Consider the following 25,737-nt stretch of genomic DNA (forward strand, 5'->3'; position numbering starts at 1 on the left):
GTTTTGCGGATGTTACCGTTTTTCTTCGGGTCAGGCCAACGGCGCCTGTTCGGGATCTATGAGACGGCAGCGGGCAAGGCGGCCGTTGGCGCGGCGTTGCTCTGCAATTCGTGGGGCACGGAATATGGCAGTGCACACCGAGCAATGCGTCTTCTCTCGAAGCGCCTCCGCGCTGTCGGCTTTGACACCCTAAGGTTTGACTATTTTGGCGCGGGCGATTCCGGCGGCGAAACCGTCGACGCACACCTCGACGGCTGGAGGGAAGATATCTCGACGGCGTTGAAGGAATTGAAGGACATGAGTGGGAAGCCGCGCCTCATCATCATTGGCCTGCGGCTGGGTGCTACGCTCGTCGCCCAATCGGCACAACGGCTCTCCGTCAAGGCCGACGGCGTTGTCCTATGGGACCCAATATTGGACGGAGCAAGCTATCTCGATATTTTCTTGGATCAGCAACACTGCCAAAATGAAGGGTCCAGTTTTATCGAATCGATTTCGCCAGGTATTGCGCTTACTTCAGAGCTTGGAGGCCTCCTTGTTTCGAACGCTTTCGTTGATGAACTGAAATCCATTGATTTGTTTTCGAGCAAAGTGACGATTCCCGCGAATGTGCTGACAATCTTCACTGAGAACCAGCATCGAGGCTTTGAAATCGGCTGCTCGCCGGATTCCCGCAGCGAGGTGGCAATCTTAAGAGCCCCCTCACCGTGGAAGGAATCTACAGAACAGGAAGAGCGCCTGCCTGTCGAGGTATTTGATCGGATTCTCAAATGGCTACGATAGGAAGCAAATTCGTCGAACGCGTTGCACAATTTGGCCCCGAGAAGGGTCTAGTTGGCGTCGTCGCGGAACCTGCCGAACTATCCAACCAAATCAAGCCCGCCGTTGTCATACTCAACACTGGCACAGTTCACCGCGTCGGCCATCACCGCATGTATGTATCAATGGCCCGAAAACTCGCTCGCGCCGGCCACACTGTTCTGCGATTTGACTTTTCGGGTCTCGGCGACAGCTTGTCTCAGCTATCGGATCAGCCCCTCCTCCAATCTAATTTCGCGGATATTGGACATGCTCTGAAATGGCTTCAGACGACGCGTGGTGTTTCTCGGGCCGTTCTGATTGGCCTGTGCTCGGGTGCAGACCACGCGATCCTGTATGGGTTTTCCGATACCCGTATTGTCGGTCTGGTATTGATTGATCCCTATGTCCCGCCAACTACCCGGTATTTCATCGATTATTTTTCTCGACGTTTGCGTGACGTGAGGAACTGGAGACACGTTCGTCTGCATAAGAGTAAGCTTCTGCGGCGGTTCTTCGAACATCTGTCACAGACCCTTCGCAGGGAAGGCGGACCACAACACCTCGTATATCAGGGAATGAACGTGCGGGCCTCGCTCGAGAGGGCTTACGAGGCGACTGCGCAGGCAGGGGTGAAAATGCTCGTCATTTGCACGGGTAGACATCACGCGCCTCGCCAGACCTACCGCGAGCAATTTGTTAGCGCATTTTCAAGAGTTTCTTTCGAGACATCGTTACGTCTAGAGTTCTTCAAAGACGCTGATCATACATTCAGCTCCGTGAAATCGAGAACTGAACTTGACGAGTCGGTGACGCGTTGGTGCGAAACAACATCATTCGAACGATCGCCCTTTCAGTTGTCGACCACAGAGGAGATCGCGGCGCTTTGGAGCGCATAGAGCGATTTGGAATCCCTCCTTGTCAACTGTTGCGAGAAATGGAACAACTGGCGACGCCGGAGCCGACATGTCCTCCATCCACCCCTGTCGATGCAGGAACGGCACGCAATTGTGCGAGTTCTCCGAGCCTTCGTCGATGAACGATCCTTGGCTAGCAACGACAAACCTTTAAGTAGTCGCGGGTTAGCTAGCTGGAAGACCACGATCGATGCCCTTCGATCGTCACAACTCCTCGACTGACTCCAACACCGCTAGCATCCATATAGCTCGTGACCACTGGACCAGCCGTTATCGATACCGGTGATAGCTCCCGCTGGGCAGACCTACTTCATTCATCAAAGGGGAAAAACCTATCGTCTTCAGGCAATGAAGCGAACGCAAAATAGACGAGCGCTAAGGCGCCAAAAATGACGAGCGCGATCGGAGCCAGCCACCACCACACGACCGTCAATACCTTTTCAAGAGGTTATATTGAACCGTTTTCCGGGCGAACTCCTGCAACAGCATGAAAATTGCGCTCGCGTGTCCTTTAGTCTTGATTTTACTAAGCGCGCTCACCCGCCGGAGCACGTCGCGATCGTTACTCATTGTCACTCCGCAAACACGTAGGCCTCAGCGACCCCGCAGCGAACCAAAAGAAACTACCGGGCGAAAACGTTCCAAGTGAATATGCAGACCAGCCTCGGTGGGTGAAACAATGCGCTTGTTTAAAGGCGGCATCAAACTGAAATCGATTAATTGCTTAACTTGGGGGTGGTCACTTGGGCGAGCCTTTACTTGTTGAGCGTCAACTCACACAAGCCCTATGCCCGCCCCTTCGATTAATTTGGAAGATATTTCGCCTCCATGAGGCGTTTCACACATGATGTGGGGCTAGCGCTGCATAGGTGATGTACTCATGCGGGCCCAGCAGATACTCGAAGAACGCACGGAGTGCTGAAGGCTCGCCAGGCACTTCCGACGGCTCAGCGGCCGAGCATATCCGCAGATGAACGCCGACCTGAACGATCTCAAAGACAGAGTCGCCGCCCTGTCGACCCAACGCATCCTGACAAACAGGGACGCATCAATCAAAGGCTAGCGTTCCTTGATTCGGAAAACCGTATAGGCAAAACAGGGATTAACGAGAGCGATGTATAGCAGGCCTGCGGGCGACCTCGATGACTACGCTCACCCAGCTTTCTTGCAGTCGCCCTGCTGCGCGCTCGCGCGCCGGGGCCGTCTTTTACCCGCAGAGGCGGATTACAATGTAGTCTCTCCAAAAGAAAGAGCAGTTGCCGACTAAGATGTTTCTTACTCGTCCCAAACACGCTCACCGCAATTGCATTCGAACGCTCGAATGACTGCCTGCTCGTCTGGGAAATGGACGATCTTGATCAACTTTAGAGTTTCGCCGCAAACGCGGCAATCTCGGCTTGAACTAGCTTCAGTCTCGGCAATTTTCTTGGCTCTAAATATCTCCATTGGGTTATTCCTGACTGTTCATTCCTAAGGCTCGCGCATTCAGATTCACGTTTACAGCCCCCTGAATTTATCGATTAGTTTGAATTTGACAGACGACAAAAGGTCGGAAATGCCTCTAGAGCGATATTCGCTGATACCGCGTTTGGCTCTCCCCGCATCGGTTGGCTTGGCAGGGCTGTAGTAATACAGCGCGATTGAGTCCCTCGTCACACCTTCCGGACAACTCAACGGGTCCGGATGCCCGTGATAGCTGCTTTCGTCAGTTGAAAAGATCGCAACCGTATTCAAATCGGGAACGATCGAAGCTTCCTTTCGGCTCATGTCTCTCGACCACAATTCAAGAGATCCGCCCCAAGCCGCTTCCCAGCCGGAATTCAAATAGACAAGCAAATTGAGACGTCTGTACAAACCGAGTTGCTCGTTCCAATTGAAATCCGCATGCACCTTCAGAAACCCGCTGGTCGTCGAACTATGAATACCGCCTCCAGCTAGTTGAGGGTCGCCGACCAGATCGCTTTCTCCAGTCATGTCCTCCAAGAACTTGACGAAGCCCGAACTGTGACAGGTATCAATCAGGTTCCTTACAGCGGGTGGCATTTTCTCGTACGTCCCGCAGTATCGCTTTTTCTGCGTAGCGTAAAAATCCTTTTCCCCGTCAAAGAACGAAAACCTCTTAACTTGCCTCGAGACCTCGGCAATTTGCTCCGGATCCCAAAAATTCTTAAGGGCGATGTGCGGGAAGGGGCGAGCTTGCCGATAGGCGGCAGCGAAATGCTTGCCATCTAATGCAAAATCTGATCGCTCAATATTTGAACGCATAAGCATACTGTCGCCCGCAGGGTTATTATCGAGTAAAGCCCTCTGTTAAATGGTGGCTCGATTCATGGCAAGCGGCGCCGCCCCTGCTAAAGGCGGATCTTATATTTAATATTAAATTCAACTACTGTTCTACCCCAGCCGCCTGCCTATTCTCAGTCGGACTTGAACTTCCGGGCTTTTAAGCACCTCTAGCGGTTTCATCACCGGCGCCTTGGGAGGGAGCGACGGAAGGACATTCGCGGCTTGGGCCCGAGGTTGAAAGCCGGCCAGCTCCCAACCCGCCCTCGCTGACCTCAGAAATGAACCAGGTGCGTTAGAAAAAGAATTAGTTTAATTCCAATACCGAATAATCAGCTTGCAGGCAAAAAAACACAGGTTACGATTTAAAGGTTACCTACCGGGGTTGCATTAGTTCACTTAAATCGTTTTGCCCGGCTTTATCGAGGCCGCAGCAGTTCTTTCGCTGCGTTTTTGGCGTCTCGGGAGGCGCAATGGCTGATTCAGATGCCGAACGTGAAGCGCTTCGATTGCTCACCGCCTTCAAGGAAATTAGAAGCAGAGGCACGCGCCGTGCAGTCATAATGCTCGTCGAAGAGCTGGCGCAGAAAGACGATGCACAAGGTGAAAATACAACCCCGCCGCCCCCCAGGGCTGGCGGAAGTTGAAGGAAAGCTTAAACCACACGGTCATTTCTTGCCAACTTAACACGAGCGCGGCCAGCGTGTATCGAGAGGTCTTGTATTCGGCACCCAACCGACGACGCGTCACCCACGACTGTCGATCCATGGGCCCCCGTCCCTCTGCACCAGCGAAATTGTCGCTAGGCGAGAGGAGACCGCTCTGCGTCGAACGAGAATCCGGCCTAGCTGCGCAGCGCTGTACTCGCCCGTGACCCTTGCCAGATTTCTTGCGCCCGAACTTGCTGCCCGACCGGTGAAGTTGAAGGGGAGATTTAGCATCGACGTTGCCCCTTGAGGATTTCCGAGCAAAACTCTCTCGTCGAGGGCCAGTTGCAGCAATGCTAGGACGATTACACCGAAAGCCCTCTTCCGCGACGGCAAGCGGTATTTAAATACCTAATGTTGCGTGTGTCGAAGCCCCCCATTCCAGGCTGAGATCGTGGCGGACGTCCACTTGGGCATCACCGAACATTGAACCCTTTCTAATCCAAATGGACTAATCTTTACCGGGGTTTTGCGTCATCCCCCTCGGGGCTGGTAAGCCGCCGCCTGCGCTCCATTTAAGCAGGCGGCGTTTCTAATCGCCATAAGCGAAAGGACCTCAATCTGGGGCTGGCGAACCTAACGCTCTTCACATCTGATTTACTCGCTGCGCGCGGCCCATTGCTGCCAAATCGTGGCAAAACACTTGTTCCAATTCAATATTCCAAGTGTTCTAATTAGCTGCCAGCGCGTTAGGAACGCCCGCGGTGATCGGGGCTCCGGCCTGCCAAACGACTCTGGCGAATATTCCGGCACTACCGCCAACCGGGCTGATCGGTTCGGTTTAGCGACAGTTGAACTGCGCCAGAATATCTTGGCCGCCTGAGCAGCAAAAGAGGTTGGAGCAGTTTTCGCACGCGCTCCGCATGATGGACGCATCCGAACAGACCAAAAGAAAATAACGCCGCTTCAGTTGGCGGCTCTTCCACATCCATGAACGGCATGGCGTTGCACACGTTCAACCGAACGGTTGAAATCTTTGCCCCTTATTCGCTCGAATCAGTCGTGGCGGATCTTGGGCCGGTGCCGCTTGTGCTCGGGAGAGCCCGCCAGCCAACCAGCCCCAGCGGCGCTCTCCCTCGGCCGCACATGGCTTAGATTAATTGCTAATTTGATTTGTGATCCAAATCATATTGCAGACGCTCAAGCGCCCGCTACGATCCTTTCACCGGGGCTGGCTGCATATTTCACCTAGATCTTTTCTCACCCGGCAGTTTTTTGACACGGCGCGGACCGCAGCAGTACCTGCTGCGGTCTTCGTCCTACAGCCGCGACGGGTGCCGATACCTTCACTTATCTCTGGGACCTGCGGATGGTCGAAGTGGATGAGGCCTGGAGCCATAATTATCTCTTGGGCGGAGCACTCGCACATTGGAACGGTGAAGCGCAGACTCCAGCTCAATTACCGCCACCTCGACGCGCAATTTCTGAAGATCTTCCATAGCTTTCTTTATTTCGTCCTCCGACAACCGCGGAGAACGTGAGAAAAAAGGCAACTTCAGGAAATGCATCCTTTCCTCCTGTCTTAACTAGATGCCTCACGCCCCTCAGAGGTTCGCGTCGTTGCAAAAAGTGATGGGGAAACTTAGGCCCTGCCGGTTTCGTGGTGCGTCTTGCGCAACGACCCAACTTAAGACCGAGGGAACCGGCGCGAAACTGCACGGCATGTGCTTGGCGCTCGTCATCAACGGCGCGCACGCGTTAGTATCGAGGCAAAGTAACGCAAGCCTCACAGCCCCCGCCAACAAGGTAGGCTCTAAACCTCTCTCATCCGTCCGTACGCACCTTCGACGGCTGACGGAGGAAGTCATCCTGCTCCGCAAGCAGTTGCCGAGCCAGAGCGCCAGTCCGCAGCACGGCCTCAAAGCAGCACACGCTGACCAAAGGCGACGGAGCCCATATCGCTGATTTAGGTTGCGAACGGACCAACAAAGTGACGACCTGGTCGCGCAGGTTTGACGAGCCCGTTGTTCTGCCGAACGACCGAACGCCGGAGACGCTGCTGGATGCCGCCGAGGGCATCACGGTATCGCCGATGAGAAAGCGTTCGGCGCCGAAACGGCAGGCCGCAATGCAGATGCTAATGCTGGTTGCGGAATGCGGTCGAGCGACGATGGTCGTCCGAATCGGCGTCATGCTGGCTTGAACCGTCACCACGTCCGGAACTTGACCCGAAGGGCAAGAAACCGCACTCGCGATAGCACAAGCTAAAGAGGAATATCCTCGTAGAGCGCCGACACCGTTTGGCCGGGCGCTCTAAAACATGTAAGCAAATGTCAGCCAAGCCGACACCGTAAAACAAATCGCAATACCGAGATATGGCAGACACATACTCATCGGAATCTCCTAAACTGAGATTACGCGAGAATGGCGCCCCGTTCGGCGCTCGCTCCGAATATAGGCCTAAGATTGCTTTTCTTGGTAGACACTATCTTCGATTGTTGTCTTCTTAATGCTTTGGCCTCTGCTAGCGCAACTAGCCCGCGCAGCCTCTGGACTTCCATCATGATGTCGTTCAGTTTTTGGCGTTCCGCGAAAATACGTTCGCGCCTGACGTTAAATGAATCCATTGGTCCGCCCTCACAAATGGAATACGAAAAGAACTTTTGAACCCGGCAATAGCGTCACGTTAGCCGTTTTTTATTGTTTCCGGAATAGCCGACGCAACAATTTAATGAAGATGAATGGCTTGCCAGCTTGACGAGTCATCGCGATCCGAATTCGGACGGAGAGATGTGCGCCGGCTTCCGTCGCATGACAAGGCCATGAATGAGTCGTGACAACTATGTGAATGTAGTCGCGCCCCTCTGCGGCCTTTGATCTGCCAGCGGGGCGAAGCTCAACCGGGCGCTCGGCCTGATATGATGCTCGACCTCCCAGCGATCGGCACACGAACTTAATTGATGGCGGTGTGACGGCTTCATCGTCGAACAGAAAGACAAGACCCGTCTCACACGGACGATACAGCGGTTCGTTGCCGACCCCAGCATTCCTGCGCAATCGCGCGCGCTTGGTCCCGATGGGGGTTCTATTCGCCGATACGATCGTTGCCGACAGATATGTCGATCTGTATCGCGGATGCGATGTCGGATAGCAAACTTAAGCTCATAAAGGTTCGCCCTCGACGCCTAACGCGACGAGGAACCGGCGTAACGCCGGGTCCACATCCGGCTGTAGCGAGCGAACCGGCCCCGCGAAAATGATCGGCTTGCCTCATTGGAAGGTAATCGCTCCGACGTCAGCATGCTCTTGGAGCCGCTCGGTCGCAGCTTTGTTGGGAAAGCCAATGCTCCACCGAACGGCTTAGACTGATCCCGTCATTGGAGCGTGCTGCTGGTTTGCGATGGGCTGCGCTAGGTGCGGCAACTCTGAACCCTTCCATGTAGCTTGACTGATCGGCGATGTACTCGTTTCAGCAAATGACGAAGACGGAAAAGCCGACGCGATATGCTGCGCGAACAGCGCTAGGCGGTGATCCAGCGAGGCCCCCATCACGTTCGCCGTATCGCCCACAAATGTATCCGGCGCTTTGGCAGTTTGACTAACCGCACCGGCCGAGCCGACTGTTGTGCGGGCACCGTCGCCGAAGGCAGCAAAATGCCCCTGCCAGTCATGCGGCGTGTGGCTTCCACCACTCCCTACAATCGGAATTGGCGAATTTGTTGCCGCGGCTGTCGTGTTGACCTGCAGCAAGCCTGCGGGGTTTGAGATCGCGGCCGCAAGATTGGCGCCGTTGCCCGCGCCGTCACGCACCGTTGCCGTGCCTGAATTGACCGCCGTCACGGCAAGATCCTTGGTCCTTTGACCAGCTGCGACCGTGTACTTGAAGATCAACGTGTCGCTGCCCGAGCCCGACACGTAAGTCGCCGTCCCGCCATCGTTGAGCTTGAGCGTAGGCGTACCGCCGGTTACGGTGACCGCTTCGCTCAACTTGAGCGTCAGGTTGACAACCCCACCAACCCCAACGACGCCCGAGCCTGCCGTTATTCCTGCACCGGACGCCGAAACAGACATCACCATCGGATTCGTCGTATCGATCCGCAGCGTGCCCGCAGGGTTCGAGACTGCACCCGCAAGATTGGTCGTGCCGCCAGCGCTATCCTTCACGGTTGCCGTGCCCAAATTGACGCCTGTCACCGTCAGGTCAGAGGTGTTTTGGCCGGCCACAGTCTTATAGGTAAACGACAATACATTCGTGCCGGAGCCGCCGCTGTAGGTTGCCGTGCCGCCATCGTTGAGCTTCAGTGTGGGAATACCGCCCGTGACCGTCACAGCCTCGCTCAATTTGAGAGCTAGAGTGACTGTCTTCCCGGCGGCAAGATTTCCAGTCCCTGACAAAATTCCGGCACCGGATGTCGAGACTGACACTACTGTTGGCGCGCTCGAGGGCGCCTTGATGGTCGCGTTGAAGGCAGACGAACTCACGCTCTTGTTGCCGGCCGCGTCCGAAGCCGTCGCCGTAAGCTGATGCGTCCCGGTTGACAAAGCAGTCGTGGTGAAACTCCACGCCCCACTTCCGTTTGCCGTTACCGATCCCAGTAGGGTCTTTCCATCGTAAACGTTCACCTTGCTGTTTGCCTCGGCTGAGCCTGTCAGCGTCAACACCGAACTCTGGCCAGCCTTGGGAGAGGAGGAAATGATCGCCGGAGCCGCCGGGGCGACGGTATCGACAGTGACGGCAAGCGATTTCGACAAAGCGCTGGTGCCGCTCGCGGAGGTCGCGGACGCGGAGAAGCTATGCTTTCCGTTTGCGAGCGTGCCTGTCGTGAAAGTCCAGTTTCCGTTGCTGTTTGCCGTTGCAGAACCGAGCAAGGTTGTTCCGTCATAGACTTTGACGGTATTGCCTGCGGAGGCAATTCCACTGAGCACCAAAGTATTGTCGTTCGTGATTCCATCGCCGACAACATTGCTGTCGTTGGAGAACGAACTGATCGTAGGAGATGTTGGAGGCACAGGCGTCTGACCGGTGCCCGTCCCGCCGAAGGGGGGTGTCGGGAAGGTGGGGTCGGTCGAGGTGACGATATTGCTGTAATCGGCCGCCATTGTGTAGTTTGCAGCCGTCGGCTCTCCCCGATAAATTCCGAGCTTCAGATTGTAGTTTGCTCCCGGGTCTCCCAGCACCCCGTGATAGTTGACGATCTGGACACCATCTCGCCACATCTCGAGATAGCCGGTTGAATCCGAGGCAAAGCGCGCTTGGATTTGAATGCTGTAGGCGTGGCCGCGCTGGATTGGGTTCGAATCAAGATATACTTGTTTTTCGCTCGCCTCGTTGAGATTGACCACGACCGCCATTTGCTCGCCCTTGAGCTGAATGGAGAATGTGGCTCCGCTTGCGCCATACATCTGAGTGAGCGAGAGCCAGGAGAGACCCGAATTCACGTTCGAGGTGCCAGGCTCGATTGTCATCTGGTAGGTGGCGTTGAAGACGTCGCCATTGGCCACCGAATTTGCAGCTAAGATCTCTGAACGAGAGCTGTTGCCTCCGTCCGCCCAGTAGTCGCCAGCGCGCAACTCCATTCGAACTGTGTGAGAGTCCGGTGTTGTCAGGCTCCACGGTTGCCCAGCATTTTCGCTGTACCAACCCTGGCCGTCGATCGTGGACGGATTACTCCAATTGTCCGTCCCGGACACGAATTTCGTCACGCTTGGCACGACCTTAATTGACATGGCGGGTGATGCCGCGCTGGTGCCCGATGCATCAGTCGCCGTAGCCGTGAGGCTGTGGGTGCTGTCCGCGAGCTTTGGCGTCGTGAATGCCCAGGAACCTGAGCTGTTCGTGACAACCGTCCCCAAACGTGTCGTACCATCATAAATCGTTACGGTCGTATTTGCCTCGGCTTGCCCCCACAACGTAATAACGTTGGAATCAGTGACACCATCACCGCGCGCACCGCTGTCCGCCGAAAATTGTGCAATGGTCGGAGCTTGAGTTGTCATCGACGGCTCTCTTTCTGAGATTTAATTAAGTGAAGCGCCGTTTTCACGGCAAGCGTGGCGGTGTCCCAGTCATAATCACCTTACGGGACCACTAATTGATTCAATAAAGGTGGTGCTGTGATTAATTTGTGCCTGAGATGTGCAATTGGAACCGCCGCTCTTGTGAGCGGCATCCGACCATAATGAATATAAATCGGCCGGCCATTTTCTCCTCGATCGGCTTTCACGCCGACACACTCCAAGATGCCTGAGGTCCGGGAGTAATGCTTGGGCACCGATGGGGTGAGTAGCTCGGGCCGATAGATAGCGAGGGCGAGGCGATGATGGGTAGCCCTCGGCGAACCTAACTAATCGCTCGTAGTACTCCCGCGTCGCACAACGATAATGCTTTGATCACCGCGGCGCCAGCTGACGGCGCATCAATGACGTTCAAGTCTGGATGGCCCTGGAGCTGCCCCGCGTCTCGCGCCTGCGCTGCATCATGTCTCTGCGAAGCTGGCCACGGCTCTGCTCCGGCGGCCCCGCGACGTGACCGGCATCGCTCCCGGACCTGGCGATCGATGCAGCCAAGCTACCTAGCGTTGGATACTGGAACACACTAACAACAGACATCTTCAGTCCTAACTCCGCACGGACCCTCTCGACCACTCGTACCATCATCAGGGAATTCGCGCCCATCTCGAAGAAGTTGTCATCCACCCCGATCTCGATCACGCCAAGCAGTTCCTGGAAAATGGCTGCAAGCTTGCATTCCACGTCTGTCGCCGGCGGAATGAAGGGCGTCGTGGTCTCATGACGCAAACCACCAGATTCAGGTAAGGCCTGGCGGTCTAGTTTGCCATTGGGGGTCAGCGGTAGCGCTTCCAGCAGCAGGAATGCCGAAGGAATCATGTACTCCGGTAAGGTGCCTCGCAAATGCTGCCGCAGCACGGCCAGGAAATTGGTTCCTGATTCGAGCCGGAGCACGGGATTATTGGCGTAAGCGGACAAGTCAGCCATGGCGGGAGCCTCGTCCGTCACCGCAACGTCCGCAGCCGCCTCGACCGCCCCTGTCACCTGTGAAGGTCTGAAGATGGCATCGAAATATCCCGGTCCAGCGGCAGACCACTCGATCGCCACGTCATAATTTGCGTCGAGACCACGCACGTCCTCGGGATCAACTCCCGACGACGGGACTACAGTGAACTCGCCCAGCCGATCGGAAGGAAAGCGTGTCTGCAACTCGAGCAACGCGGAGAGCGCCCCCGCGACTCGTGCGTTGGGGATGCCGATAATGCGGAGCGGCGTCATCCTGGAGCGCACCATCGTCCTCAAGTTTTCTAGCCCACACGGCTCGGTCGCCTTCTCGGTGTCCACGGCCATCGGCCGTCGGGGCATCCCGCCGCGCTTGCTGATCACCACATCATAGCGGAAGCGAGTCATCTCGCTCGGCTCGCGGCCGCACTTGAGTTCGACCCGCACGTCCTCGATGTCAGGAAGTCGCTGTCGAAGCGACAAGAATAGGTGGGGATCCAACACTAGTTCCGGCTCCTCTTCGAGCCGCTTGCGCAGGCGGGCCCGAAGTTCGCCTGCCGAAACCTCGGAGGTCGCCTTCTGCAATTCGATCTCGCAGAGCATCACCTCCAGCAGCGCGCGGTGGCGCACGTCGCCAACGAAGATCGAGCCACCTGGAATCAACTTTTTCAGCGCGACCGCCAGCACGTCCATGAGATATGCCACACTCGGGAAGTACTGGGCGACCGAGTTGATGACGATCGTGTCGAAGGAGTCGCCCTCGACGGCAGCCAGCGTATCGGCGGCCCTCTGCTCCAATACCACACCGACCAGACCGCGCCGCTCAGCTTCGGCCTTTACTCGTGCCAAGGCTGCAGCAGACAGATCGATGCCGTGATAAAGTTCGCAGTTCGGCGCCACGCGGAAGAGGATCATGCCCGTCCCACAGCCGACCTCAAGTACCCGGCGGGGCCGCAGTTGCAGTATTCTCTCGGTTGTGCACGCGATCCATTCGCTCATTTGCGCTTCGGGAATTAAATCGCCGGTATAACTACTCCTCCACCCCGCAGTCTCGGAGTTACCATCATTCTGATAGGTCTCATCCCAGATGGTTCCCCAGTGACCAATTGTTGGAGCATTGCTCTTGGTGGGCGCGACGATGTAAGCGACGAGCTGCTGCACGCCAGTCGCATCTGGTTTGGCCACAACCACACTCTGTTGCACTGACGGATGACGGTTCAATGCTGCCTCGATCTCGCCCGGTTCGATCCGGTGACCACGGATCTTAACCTGATGGTCGAGACGTCCGAGGTGCGCAAGCGTGCCATCGGGCAACCACTGCCCAAGATCGCCAGTTCGATACAGACGAGCCTCAGAATCGCTGAAAGGATCAGGTACGAAGCGCTCTTTGGTTAGCTGCGGTTGTTCCAGGTAGCCTCGGGCCAAACCGGCGCCGCCAATCACGATCTCGCCTGGTACGCCGACGGGCAACGATCGGAGCGCACGATCGACGACATACACTCTGGTATTCGCAACTGGTCTTCCGATCGTGATGGTGTCGCCTGCCCTCTCCACCGGACTGACCGTTGACCATATACACGTCTCCGTCGGGCCGTACATATTGAGTATTGCGCCCTGATAGCGCTGCCTCAACCGCTCGACCAGTGTCTGCGGCAATGGCTCGCCACCCAGGAGAAGCATGCGCAACGAGCTCAGCGCATCGAGCGAAGCATCGTCGGACACCAGCATGCTCGCCAGCGACGGTGTGGCCTGGAGGTGAGAAACGCCATGACGACGAATCTGCGAGGCAATATCCTGATCGGGCTCTGTTAGGATCTGTGTGAAAGGCAGATTGGCGAGGCGACGCAATTCATCCAGATGGGGAAGGCTGGCCAGCACATCGTCGGCCGAAACGCCGAAATCGATCAAGCAGGCGATCTCGTCGACGCCAAACTGCTTCAGCTTATCGATCGTCGCCAAGCACGAGCTCGGCGACCCAAAAAGGCCCGCGGTGTTGAAGTATCGCTCGAACGCGTGCTCCATAATGACGTTGAGTTCCTCGACGTCTAGCTCCGCGAGGTTCATTTGTTGCACAGCGGATGCTTGCCGATCGTCGCCCTTGGCGAATGCGGTTAACTCCCATCGCATTTTGGAGATGAGGTCGGTCGATGTCTTGAGGTATTCCAGGAACGGGCCTCGCACCTTGCTGCGGACCGTTTCCGCATCAGGGCCTACAAATGTGTGCAGCATGAGCGTAACGACTCCTGCCCCGTCGTACCCCGCGTCGATCCGAGCCTTGCGATAGACTGCAATGTTCGCGACAAGCTCCTCTGACTTCATCACCAGCAGATTCGTCAGCACATTGGCGCCTAGCCGACCGGCCAGCGCGAACGTGTCGGGATGTGAGCTCGCGGTCACCCACATTTTAGGTTCGCGCTGCACCGGAAGCGGGAAAGTCTTCACTTCGACCGGCTGGCCATCCCCGCCGACGGTCTTAACCGCCTCGCCGCGCCAGAGCGCCTTCACTGTCTCGATGCCACTGGCCATGAGTTCGCGGCGGTTCGTGTAGTTCTCCGGCTGCAGCACGAAGTCACGAGCGTGCCAACCGGATGCAAAGCTTAGTCCGACGCGGCCATTGGACAGGTTGTCGACGACCGACCATTCCTCCGCGACGCGGATGGGGTTGTGCAGCGGCAGCACCACGCTGCCGGCCCGGATGCCTATGCGCCGGGTGACAGCTGCGACTGCCGCGCTAGTCAGCGCTGCATTCGGATACAGGCCACCGAAGGGATGGAAGTGGCGCTCCGGCGTCCATACGGCAGAGAAGCCGTGCTCATCAGCGTACTTCGCGCCTTCGAGCAACAGGCGGTATTTGTCGCCGCTAACTTCGGCCGCATCAGCGGCGAAGTAGAACAGGCTGAAATCGATCGGTCTAGCGCTCAATGCTTTGCTCGCCGCTCCGCGCGCCAGCCGCTCGGGCTCATGCTGGATGATCACCCTAAAACCTCGCGCCAGCGTCCAGAACAATTCCAATACAGAAATGTCGAACGAGATGCTGGTGGTCGCGAGCCAGACGCCTGGCTCCGTCCCCAATGCCTGATCCATGGCCTCGAAGAAGTTGGCGACGTTTCGATGCTCGAGCATCACCCCCTTCGGACGACCGGTGGAGCCGGACGTGAAAATGACATAGGCAAGGCTTTCACCTGAAAGAGCCACGTGCGGTCGATCCGCTTCGCCGTCCTCCGCGTCAACGCACACAATCGGTGTGTGCCGGGGCAGCGCGGTAGCTAAATTGGTCGTGGTAACCACCACGCCAGCGCGGGAGTCCTCGAGCATGAGCGCGATCCGCTCATCGGGGTATGAAGGATCCATCGGCACATAGGCTGCACCGGCCTTGAGGATACCGAGCAAACCGATCATCATTTCGGCCGATCGCTCGACGTAAATTCCGACCATCTGGTCGGGTTTCGCACCGTCAGCGATCAGTGCTTGGGCGACATGGTTTGCGCGCCGATCAAGTTCGCGGTAGGTGAGCGAACGGGAGCCGTCGACCAGCGCCACCTTATCAGGTGTACGGTCGACCTGCGCTTCAAAGGCCTCATGCACGCAGTGCGGTCCCGATAGCGGTCTCTCAGTGTTGTTCCAGATCTGAAATATCGAACCGGTGTCCTGCGAAGGCAGCCGAGGCAGATCGCCGAGATTGGCCTTTGGCCGGTCGGCAATCGCGATTAGGATCGCTTGCAACAAATCGGCGATGCGCTCAACGGCGGCCAGCGCAAAACAGTTCGCGTCGTATGACAATTTGAAAGTCAATTGAGGACCGTCATAGGCCATCACATTGAACGGGAAATTGGTCTGGTCGTGTAGCGTGAAGTCGCGACGCTGCCATTCCTGACCGAAAGACTTCAGTCGCGCATCATCGGTTTGCGAATTGAAAACGACGATAGAGTCAAAAAGCGACTGTCCGCGAGGCACCTCGCTGACGCGAAGGATGTCGACGAGCGGCGTGTGTTCGAACTGGCGCAACTCCACGTGCTGTTCGCCCAGTTGGCGGCACAATTCCAGCACTGGCAATTCGGAGGGTAATTTGACCCGAATCGGCACGGTATTGATGAACAGCCCGATAACGCGATCTGCGCCTTCGATCGACGACCGCCTGCCGGCCCTAGTCAGTCCATAGACGACATCCTCCTGGGCGGAAAACGCCGAAAGCACCAGCGACCAGGCCGCCTCCACAAGGACGGACGTGCGCAATGAGGTTCGCGCGGAGAGATCATGTAGCTTGCCCGTGTCGGCTGGAGATAACGCAAATTTTAGAGTGGCGTGACCTGCGGCGGGACGTGCATCCGAAGCGGCGATCCGCAACGCCTCGAGATTGGTTGGAGTCCGGAAGCCGGTCAGGATATTGCGCCAGTATGCCTCGGCTGCGGGAGCATTCGTTGCCAAGTGCCGTCGGAGCCAAGCGATGTGTTCGCGATAGGCCGGACGCTGCTCGAACAGCGGCTCCGCACCGCATGCCATAGCTGCATAAACTTCGAGCACTTCCTTCACGACGAAGGCGTAGCAGGAGTCCAAAATGGCGTGCGAATATGTGAAAATGAGGCTGTGGCAATCCGCGCCGAAATGCAGCACCGTCACGCGCCAGAGCGGCGCCACGTCGAGGGCGAAGGCACGAGATCTATCCGCGGCCAGGAATATCTTCAATGCCTCATCCTGTTGCCCGTGCGTCATCCCCGCCAAGTCCCGCGTCTCGAACGGCACCGCGACCTCGTCCACAACCTCCTGTAGCGGAATTTCCAGGCCTTCCCATCGAAACCGGGTGCGCAAAGTGGGGTGCCGGTTCGCGACCACAGCCCACGCATCGGAAAGGGATTTGGTGTCGATCGGCTCGTTGAACCGCATCTCAAGCTGCTCGACATCCACGCCTTGGGTACGCGCCTCGAGATAATGGAACAGCATGCCTTGCTGGAGCGGCGAAAGAGGATAGCTTTCCTGAATCATGGTACTCCCAACGTCATCGCGGGCTACCGCGTAGGCGCAAATTTAAGCGGCAGGGCCTCAATACTTAGTTATCTCAAATACCAAAAATCATACTTTAAATCAGAGCCAACAATACTGTTATATCCGCTATGGTCAGATGCAATTAAAAAATGCCTGGGTTTTCGATTGGCATTAACGCTGATGGCAAAAGGGCGTCAGTAGTGCATTTGTATTACTGTTATTGTTTCGCGAAGATGGAATTTCTAATTTCCTTAGACCATTAGATAACGATCGCAATCCCACCGCAGCCAGCGGAGCCCTGATCAAAATGCATCTTGACGAAATGTCGTCAGTTGGCTCGGCCGCCGTCGCCTAGCAGTCGTCAACTTAGATCGTCTTCGCATTCTCTAGTTTGATTACTCAGTGCTCAGCCGCTGATTTTGGCCTCTTGGAGCGAGCCCAGTGCAAGATCAAATGATGTCAAGTGCAGGCGAGAGCGAGCGCGAAGCGTCTTCAATCGCAATTATCGGCATGGCCGGACGTTTTCCCGGCGCTCCCAGCGTGGCGACGTTCTGGGAGAACATCCGCGAAGGTCGTGAAACCATTCGTATCTTCACCGAGCAGGAGCTACTTGCCGTCGGCGAGTCCCCCGAATTGCTGCGCGACGCGTCCTATGTCAAGGCGTGCGGCTATTTGGATGGCATCGATCAGTTTGATGCAGCATTTTTTGGCATCTCTCCCCGCGACGCGGCAGTGTTCGACCCGCAGCATCGCCTGTTTCTTGAATGCTCATCCGAAGCCTTCGAGGATGCGGGCTACGTCAGTGGAAAGATCGGCGGGCCCGTTGCCGTCTTTGCCGCGTCAGGTGCGAGCGAATATTTTACTTACAATCTCGCGAGCAATGAAGAGGTCATGCGCTCGATCGGCGCTTGGCTGCTGCGTCACATGGGCAACGATCCAAATTTCCTCGCAACGCGCGTATCTTACGAACTCGACCTCGTCGGCCCCAGCATGAATGTGCAGACGGCCTGCTCGTCATCGCTCGTTGCGGTTCATCTCGCCTGCCAGAGTCTGCTCAATGGCGAATGCGATGTGGCGCTGGCTGGCGCATCCACCATTTATCCCGACCAGCGAGGCTACTTATACAGACCAGGAGAAATTCTCTCTCCCGATGGACACTGTCGTCCATTCGATGCCCAGGCCGGCGGTACGGTAATGGCATCTGCCGTCGGCTGTGTCGTTCTCAAGCGGCTTTCGGACGCCCTGCGCGATGGTGACTGTATCCGTGCAGTAATCCGCGGCTCGGCAATCAACAATGATGGCTCCGACAAGGTCGGATACCTCGCCCCCAGCGTCAGCGGGCAAGCTCGGGTCATTTCCGAGGCTCTAGACCTCGCCGGTATCACGCCCGAAGAGGTGTCTTATATCGAGGCGCACGGCACCGGCACGCTGATCGGCGACCCCATCGAGATCGCGGCACTAATTGAGGCTTTCGGGCCTGACGCCCAACGACAGTCATGCGCAATCGGTTCGGTCAAATCCAACATCGGCCATGCCGGTGAGGCAGCAGGCATGTGCAGCCTGATCAAGACGATTTGCGCGCTCGAGCATCGTGAGTTGCCGGCCACGCTGCATTATCAGACCCCAAATCCGCAGGTCGGCTTTTCCGATTCACCATTCTTCGTCAACGCAAGCTTGCGGCCATGGCCGGCGGCCTTCGGCAGGAAGCGGATCGCGGGTGTCACGAGCCTTGGCGCCGGGGGCACAAACGCTCACCTCATCCTGGAGGAGGCCCCGCCCCGGTCCTCGCAAAGTCGTCGGGACATGGGACCGCAATTGATTCTGCTGTCATCGCGAACCAGCGTAGCTCTCGACGAGGCGACACGGAATTTGGCCAACCACCTGCGGACGAGTACTAGTCAGCCGCTTAATGAGGTCGCATTCACTCTGATGGCAGGTCGCGAGGCCTTCGAGGCTCGCCGCTCGTTGGTGGCCTACGATCCGGCCTCGGCGGCAGCTCAATTGGACACCTGCGATCCACAGCGCGTCGTCACTGGCAAGGCCGCGCGCGAACATGCTTCGACCGTGTTCCTTTTCCCAGGCGGCGGAGCGCAATACGCCGGCATGGGCGCCGAGCTCTATCAGAAGGAACCGGTTTTCCGCGAAGCAATAGATGCCTGCCTTGCCGTAGTTCAACCCCGCCTCACTGTCGATCTGCGCAGTTTAATCTTCCCGTCACCCGGCACCGTGGCCGAGGCCGACAAGCAGCTGGAGGCCCCCTCTTTGGCGCTTCCAGCACTGTTCGCGGTTGAGTACGCTCTTGCGACGCTTCTGCAATCGTGGGGCCTGGTTCCCACCGCTTTGATCGGGCACAGCGCCGGCGAGTATGCCGCGGCTTGTGTTTCAGGCGTACTCACAATGCCGGATGCGATGTCGCTGGTTGCGCTACGCGGCAAATTATTTGAAACGCTGCCCTGCGGCGCTATGCTGTCGGTCGCGCTATCCGAAGAGCAGGTACGGCCGCGGCTTGGTGACGAGCTTTCGCTTGCCGCCGTGAACGGGCCTTCGCTATGCGTCGCGTCGGGCCCGGTAGATGCGATCGCGCGGCTCGAGGCCGAGCTTGCTGCGGAACATATCGACCATACCCGCATCCACATCAACGTCGCTGCACACTCATCGATGCTCGAGCCGATCCTGTCGGAATTCGAACACTTCTGCCGAACTATTCGGTTTCAGAAGCCAACAATACCTTTCGTGTCCAATCTGAGCGGGACCTGGATCACCGACGCCGAAGCGATGGACTCTGGCTACTGGGTCCGTCATCTTCGAAACACTGTGCGCTTCGACCAAGGCGCCCGGACAGTGCTGGGGAGTGGCAGCCGAGCGTTGTTAGAAGTAGGCCCCGGCCGCACGCTTGCCAGCCTCTGCCGGCAGCAGCCCATCAAAGCCGCGGTGGTGACTACCTCGCTCCGCCATCCCAACGAAGCGGCGTCAGACGTCGCCTTCCTGAAGGAGGCGGTTGGCCGACTCTGGGTTGTCGGCATCGAGATCAATCCCTTCAAATTTTTTGCGCGGGATTCGCAGCGCCGCCTACCGCTGCCGACGTATCCCTTCGAAAGGCAGCGATATTGGATCGAAAAGGGAGCGCAGGCCACTCAGACCACCTCTCTTACACGCCGGCCTGAAGTGGGTCGATGGTTCTCCGCTCCCACATTCGTGCGTTCAGCGCCCTCCGAAAAGCTTTCTGAAGAAGAGCTTCGCAAGCCTTGGCTGGTTATCACCGATAATTCACCATTGGCCACCGCAATCGTCAAACGCTTGCGTGCGTCCGGCGCACGGGTTGCCACGATCACCGCCGGATCCCAATTTGCGGAGCACGGCGCGCTGAGTTTCACGATCGATCCCGCTCGCGCTACCGATTACTCCAGACTGATGGAGGGCCTTCGAAGACAGGACGCACTGCCGGCGCACATTGTTCACCTTTGGGCGCTCGCTCCGAGGCCGAGGAGATTCTTTGGTTCGTCGGGTGACGCCGACCTTGCTGCTTTCGACGACGGAGCGGTTCGAAATTTTTACGGCCTTCTGTTTCTGTTGCAAGCCCTGACATTTGAGGTTGATCGGGTCCGCCTTACCGCGATCGGTACCGCGATCGAGGCGCTCCCCGGCGAACGCGAGGTACACCCCGAAAAGTCGAATTTGATGGGCGTCTGCCGCGTGTTGCCGCGCGAGATGCCAGGCGCGACATGTTCGGTCCTCGACGTGGTCATGCCACAGGCCGGATCTGACAAGGAAGCGCTTCTGGCAAATCGGTTGATCGACGAACTCTACGCCAGCAAACGCGATCCACTTGTGATCCTGCGCGACGGTGGACGCTGGGTACAGCGTTTCGATCCACTGGTGCTAAATTCCGCACCGGAGGTGCGCAGCTGGCTGCGCCCCGGTGGGGTGTACCTCGTCACCGGCGGACTGGGCGGCATAGGTCTCGAACTGATGCAGCATCTAGCGCTGCACGCCAAAGCTCGCCTTGTGTGCGTTGGCAGGACGAAAATGCCGACGGAATCTGCGTGGGATCAATGGCTCCAGGATCGCGGCGCGGACGATAACACGTCTCGAAAAATCGAGAAGGTGCGGGCATTGCGGGCGCTTGGTGCCGAAGTGATGCTCGCGGCCGCCGACGTCACCGATCGTGACGCGATGGCCAATGTGGTGGCCGACGCGACGCGACGCTTCGGCCGCATCAACGGTGTTTTCCATTGCGCTGGCGTGCTCAAAGATCAGCTGATCGCGCTTCGCGCGCCCGAGCCTCAATCAGCCGTGCTTTCGGTCAAGGCCAAGGGTGCTCTAATCCTGCAATCGTTGTTCCGCGATGGCGAGCTGGATGTCCTAATCAATTTCTCATCGGTCAGCTCGATCCTTGGGTTGGCTGGACAGGCCGACTATACTGCTGCCAATGCTGTTCTGGACGCGATGGCCAAGGCTCGCACAGCGCGGGGCAGCCGGACGCGTATCGTAAGCATCAATTGGAATGCTTGGAAAGAGGTGGGCATGCTCGCGACCTTGGTCCACGCGCACCACGGCACGGCTGTTGGCGATTTCACCAGCGCCAGCTCTCTACTTGGCAATTGTGTGCGCGACAGTATCAAGGAGACCGTGTTTCGATCGCTGCTACATCCCAAAACACATTGGCCGTTGGGCGAGCACGTCGTTAAGGAAGGCCAAGCAGTCATTCCAGGCACGGGCTTTCTGGAGCTTGCTCGCGCGGCGCTTGCGTACCGGGCCGAAGACCGGCCAATCGACATTCGAGACCTTACCTTCCTCCAGCCGTTTGTCGTTGGGCCTAACGAAGCCCGCGCGATCAATATTAAGTTGAATCGCGAAGGCGACCATAGCCTCGTGATCTACGGTGATTCCAGCGAGCAGCCCTACGTCACGGCGCGCGCCACTTATGTCGATCTTCCAACCGTTTCGAGACGGTCTGTGTCAGCCATTCGCGGACGCTGCCGCGGGCGTGGCGAGGTGATAAACGGGCGACTGGTCCAGAATTTCATGGATTTTGGCCCGCGTTGGGCCAACCTCCGGGCGATCAATCTCGGCGATGGCGAAGCGCTAATCGATCTCGCGCTGCCAACTACCTTCGCCTCCGATCTCGCAACCTATTCGCTGCACCCGGCGTTGCTCGACATGGCGACTGGTGCGGCTCAGCAGCTAATTCCGGGGTTTTCAGGCCATAGCGATTTCTATGTTCCATTCTTTTTCGGCCGCGTGCTGGTAAGGCGACCGGTACCGGCGACGTTCTCCAGTCACGTGCGCCTGAAGGCTGCGGACGGCAAAAGCGCAGTTTTCGATGTTACGCTGCTCGACGATGAAGGCAATGAGCTGGTCTCGATCGAACGGTTCGTCATGCGTCGGGTCGAGGCGTTTGCTACCACTTTGGCTTCGCGCACTTCAGTGCGGCCAGATAGTCTCGAGACGGCCGAAGAAAGCTTCCTGCGCGAGGGCATGACCACTGCGGAAGGTCTTGAAGCGCTGGATCGAATTCTTGCCTACGATGTTTCGCCGCAAATCGTGGCCTCTACCCTCGACCTCGACCTCTGGCTGGAGCGGCTGGACCATGGCGGTCGCGGGACACCGGCGGAGGAGGTCAATTGGTCCATTGGACAGCCAGGCCTCGTTCGCCCTGGGGGAAATGCCGACCTCAAAGCCCCCCGAGATGCAACCGAGCGTGATCTGGCCGCTATCTGGCAGGAGATGCTCGGCATTCATCGGGTCTCGATTGACGATGACTTCTTCGAACTGGGCGGGCAGTCGCTCATCGCGATGCGGCTCTTCAACCGGATCCGCAAAGAGCATGGAGTCGAACTGCCGCTTTCTGTGTTATTTCAGGCGCCGACCATTGCTGCCACCGCGGTACTATTGCGAGAGGCCAAGGGCTTGGCCGCGATCGATCCTTCGGCGGTTGGTACCGGAGCGCTCCCAGAGGTGGACGCTCAGAATCTGCCTTCGTCACATGGCGCATTGGCAACCATAGAGCATGAGGCCCACGAAGTCCGGCTCGCAGCGGATATCTCCTCCACGAAGCCTCCAATCGCGCCGCGATCGTTGGTCGAGATCGCGCGCGGCGGCGATCGGCCGCCATTGTTTTGTGTACATGGCGCTGGAGGTAACGTCCTTAACTTTCGAGATCTCTCCTGGGGACTGCACCATGATCAGCCTTTCTACGCACTGCAGGCCCGTGGTGTAGACGGCACGAGCAGCTTGCATACATCGATCGAGGATATGGCCCGGGCCTATATTGAGGAGATCCGCACGTTGAGGCCACACGGCCCCTATTTGCTGGCTGGCTATTCTGGTGGCGGTGTCGTGGCTTTCGAGATGGCACAGCAACTGACCGCTCAGGGTGAACAGGTCCCAATCCTGGTGTTCTTCGACACGTTCCACCCTCAGATGCCGATCCGCAAAGTTTCACCGGACCAAATGTTCCTCCGTTTGCGCAACGAAGGCCTCGAGTACATCAAAGAGATCATCCGCAAAAGGAGCGAGCGCGCTGATGTGGCGCGCGAGCGGCTGCAAATCAGAATGTATGTTCGTGGAAACAAAACCGTGCCGCATGCGCTGCGGGATCGCCAGCTTACTGACAATTTTGGCCAAGCGGCCGCATGCTATCGGCCCCAGCCGTGGCAGGGAAAAGCGATTCTCTTTCGGGCAAAAACTGTTCCTTACATCTATGGTGGCGGAGGGCCGTGCTATGGGTGGGATAGCGTGATCATGGACGGATTAAAGACAATCATGATTCCCGGCAATCATGACACGCTGCTGCTCGGAGCCAACGCTAAGGTTTTGATGGGTCCATTGAACGCAGCTCTCGACGAGGCTGGATCGCGGAAGACTGAACAGTCTCTACGGAGCGAGCGCTCGAGCGTCTGACCTGTTGGCGGCTCACCCCAAATCTTCATCGTTTTTCTAGCGAAGCAAACGGATTATCACGATCATACGCATTAGCGTAGTCCCGGCAGCAGGAATAGGTTTTGACCAGGCGCTTAATTGCGCCAGGAATCGGCGCACTGTCGCCGTGCCGCAAGGCTACATAGGCCGGGCAGACGCCCTTCTGCATCAACTCCCGGCAAGCCGCCATATCTCGACCCACGACGGCATCCGCCCGCCGACCGTATGAGAAAGCAAATTGCCCTGCCAACGTTTGCAGATGCCGTCCTGTCACCGGCGATATTCCCTCAGAGATTGCTGCGCCCTCAGGACAGCCACCAAAGAGGACCGCATAGTTCACCAGCGCGACGAAGTAGCGACCGAATTCGCTCATATGCACGTTGTCAGAAAACAGCAGGCCCACGCGCTCAGCCGGGGAAACGCTCGCAACGCCGGGCACGCTGCCTTCCCACAGCGCCGCAGCTAGCTCGGCGAGCGCACTTCCCCCGGGTAGGATGCGAACGCGCGGCATATTGCCAAGCGGCGGCAGCTCGAGGTTCGATCGACTGGCGATGCATTCCCACATCGGCAAGACCGCCCGCTCGTAGTCGATCCAGCGTCGGGGCGCCTCGAGATTCACGGGAAGCCAGGATTGATAGAGAAATACCTCCGCGTCGGGATTGCCTGCCATAAGGTGTTTTGCCATCTCGATCAGATAGAACGCTGTGCGCTCTTTGCGCGCGATGGCAGGTAGGTCGTGTCGCTCGGTGACGACAAGGACGTCATAGATGTCGCCGGGCGCCAGTCGTCGGGGTTGGCGTAACTCCTCGGCGACGTCCAGACCGGCGCCTTCGCGGTTCTGACCGGAACGATAGCCCGGCCAATCGGAAGCCGAAGCCACCTCTCCTTTAGTGCGCTGGCGCAGAAGCGAGTAACTTAAGACCTGCGTCTCGAAATCGAGTTGACTACCAAGCGAGCCTGCAATCTGCGCTGCGATCTCCGGAATTCCCTCGGTGAGACTATGACCCGAGTAGAAGGCGCGGACGTGATTCCTACGAGGCCACGACGACATGCCGGCAGCATCACGCGTTTGCTCGCTCATCGCAATAACTCCCTCGCCGCCGCCGCAATCACTGCAAGCCATATCTCTGCGATGTAACTCCTGATCCCAAGATACAACAAATGCAGCAGTTTTGCGTACGCGCTTCAAATGTGACATTTTTCGAGCGGTATCAATTTGATCGTATCCCGTTGCGCTCATCGTGGTTTGAGTATGACGACACGATATGGTCGGCGGCTTGATCCCCGCCGACTGCTGGAAGCCGCCAACTGAAGCGGTCTGCGCGACGCGCGCTGATATCGAGCGCAAGTATTGAGGGTCGTCTAATTCTGTCACGACCGGGCAGTACCGCAGGACAATCCTGATCCAAACCAGACTTCTGGGGCTCGGAATTGGCCAGAGCGCCCGAGCACGCCTTGTTACGAATTGGTTAAGGCAAGGCCTCCTGGCCTCAAGAAACGCCCACCAACTTTGCGAGCCATCGGCGATCTCATTTGGACTGCAGATTACAGCCGACCGACTGCCGGTGCCCCCTAACTCCTGTCATTCACGCCGGGGAGCCTATTCTGCAAGCAGCTAACGCCCCCCAAAAAAACCCGCTGGCTCGGCAGCCAGCGGGTCCTCAATGCCCATGCGTACCGCGGTACTCGTCACCAATCCGCGATGGAAGACGCTACGCCGAAATCGCTTGACGCCCGGTTACCGCCCAACCCATCGAGGGTGCGTCACTGGTACGCTGCCAATCGCCCCTCCCGAAAGCAAGTAGCGCATCGGACTGAAGCAGCGTGAGGATTGGCGGCGGTGTCCCCTGTGAAGGAGTCGCAATTATCCGGGGCGCACGGCAGACGGAATTCGCACCATGGGCCGCCCTCAGTTCCCCCCTCGAGTTGCCGCCCTAGAACAGGCAGCTGCCCGTGCCGGGCGGCAACGATTCGGAAGCCAGCGCCGCACGCTCGAGGCGAAGGCAATCGAAGCAAGGTTCCGCCCCTAACACCGCCTTATCTCCAAACGATGCCCGACAAACGGTACTTTGGGGATCTCATTGCCAGTCAATCGTTGGCGAACTGCTTACCGACGCCTTTCAACACCGCCTTGGGATATCCGATGATTTGCTATACGACCGTGTTGGACGCTGTGCATC

8 protein-coding genes are annotated in these 25,737 nt (G+C 57.6%); 4 read left to right on the plus strand and 4 right to left on the minus strand.

Annotation, left to right across the window (positions count from 1 at the left end; all coding sequences use genetic code 11):
* Positions 1-9: 9 nt before the first annotated feature.
* Together QA645_RS32185 and QA645_RS32190 are read left to right on the plus strand one after the other, a co-directional pair.
* On the plus strand, positions 10-783 hold the full coding sequence (locus QA645_RS32185; RefSeq protein ID WP_283045297.1) for an alpha/beta hydrolase: 774 nt from the start codon (positions 10-12) through the stop codon (positions 781-783).
* Positions 771-1,697 (plus strand): alpha/beta fold hydrolase, encoded by a 927-nt coding sequence (locus tag QA645_RS32190; protein WP_283045298.1) that lies wholly within the window; start codon positions 771-773, stop codon positions 1,695-1,697. Before QA645_RS32185 ends, QA645_RS32190 begins: the two co-directional genes overlap by 13 nt.
* 1,515 nt (positions 1,698-3,212) lie before the next feature.
* Here the strand turns inward: QA645_RS32190 and QA645_RS32195 are convergent.
* Complete coding sequence (locus QA645_RS32195) at positions 3,213-3,986, minus strand: 2OG-Fe(II) oxygenase (protein ID WP_283045299.1); 774 nt, start codon at positions 3,984-3,986, stop codon at positions 3,213-3,215.
* A gap of 485 nt (positions 3,987-4,471) precedes the next feature.
* Here QA645_RS32195 and QA645_RS32200 point away from each other — a divergent pair, with 485 nt between their 5' ends.
* A complete protein-coding gene (locus QA645_RS32200; RefSeq protein WP_283045300.1) occupies positions 4,472-4,645 on the plus strand; it encodes a hypothetical protein in 174 nt (57 codons plus the stop codon).
* Positions 4,646-8,005: 3,360 nt separating this feature from the next.
* Here the strand turns inward: QA645_RS32200 and QA645_RS32205 are convergent.
* Positions 8,006-10,642, minus strand: coding sequence for an Ig-like domain-containing protein (locus QA645_RS32205; RefSeq protein ID WP_283045301.1), 2,637 nt, complete (start codon positions 10,640-10,642; stop codon positions 8,006-8,008).
* Positions 10,643-11,071: 429 nt separating this feature from the next.
* Complete coding sequence (locus QA645_RS32210; RefSeq protein ID WP_283045302.1) at positions 11,072-16,636, minus strand: MupA/Atu3671 family FMN-dependent luciferase-like monooxygenase; 5,565 nt, start codon at positions 16,634-16,636, stop codon at positions 11,072-11,074.
* Positions 16,637-17,077: 441 nt separating this feature from the next.
* Between QA645_RS32210 and QA645_RS32215 the strand changes: the two genes are divergently transcribed.
* Positions 17,078-23,539, plus strand: a complete 6,462-nt coding sequence (locus QA645_RS32215; protein ID WP_283045303.1) for a type I polyketide synthase — start codon at positions 17,078-17,080, stop codon at positions 23,537-23,539.
* 25 nt (positions 23,540-23,564) lie between these two features.
* Here the strand turns inward: QA645_RS32215 and QA645_RS32220 are convergent, their stop codons facing one another.
* On the minus strand, positions 23,565-24,638 hold the full coding sequence (locus QA645_RS32220; RefSeq protein ID WP_283045304.1) for a hypothetical protein: 1,074 nt from the start codon (positions 24,636-24,638) through the stop codon (positions 23,565-23,567).
* Between the last annotated feature and the right edge of the window lie 1,099 nt (positions 24,639-25,737).

The sequence above is a fragment of the Bradyrhizobium sp. CIAT3101 genome (assembly GCF_029714945.1).
Taxonomy (GTDB): domain Bacteria; phylum Pseudomonadota; class Alphaproteobacteria; order Rhizobiales; family Xanthobacteraceae; genus Bradyrhizobium.

Coding starts and splice junctions, on each gene's coding strand:
- QA645_RS32185 (WP_283045297.1), top strand. CDS start 10: ATGTTACCGTTTTTCTTCGGGTCAGGCCAACGGCGCCTGTTCGGGATC.
- QA645_RS32210 (WP_283045302.1), bottom strand. CDS start 16,636: ATGATTCAGGAAAGCTATCCTCTTTCGCCGCTCCAGCAAGGCATGCTG.
- QA645_RS32205 (WP_283045301.1), bottom strand. CDS start 10,642: ATGACAACTCAAGCTCCGACCATTGCACAATTTTCGGCGGACAGCGGT.
- QA645_RS32190 (WP_283045298.1), top strand. CDS start 771: ATGGCTACGATAGGAAGCAAATTCGTCGAACGCGTTGCACAATTTGGC.
- QA645_RS32220 (WP_283045304.1), bottom strand. CDS start 24,638: ATGAGCGAGCAAACGCGTGATGCTGCCGGCATGTCGTCGTGGCCTCGT.
- QA645_RS32200 (WP_283045300.1), top strand. CDS start 4,472: ATGGCTGATTCAGATGCCGAACGTGAAGCGCTTCGATTGCTCACCGCC.
- QA645_RS32195 (WP_283045299.1), bottom strand. CDS start 3,986: ATGCTTATGCGTTCAAATATTGAGCGATCAGATTTTGCATTAGATGGC.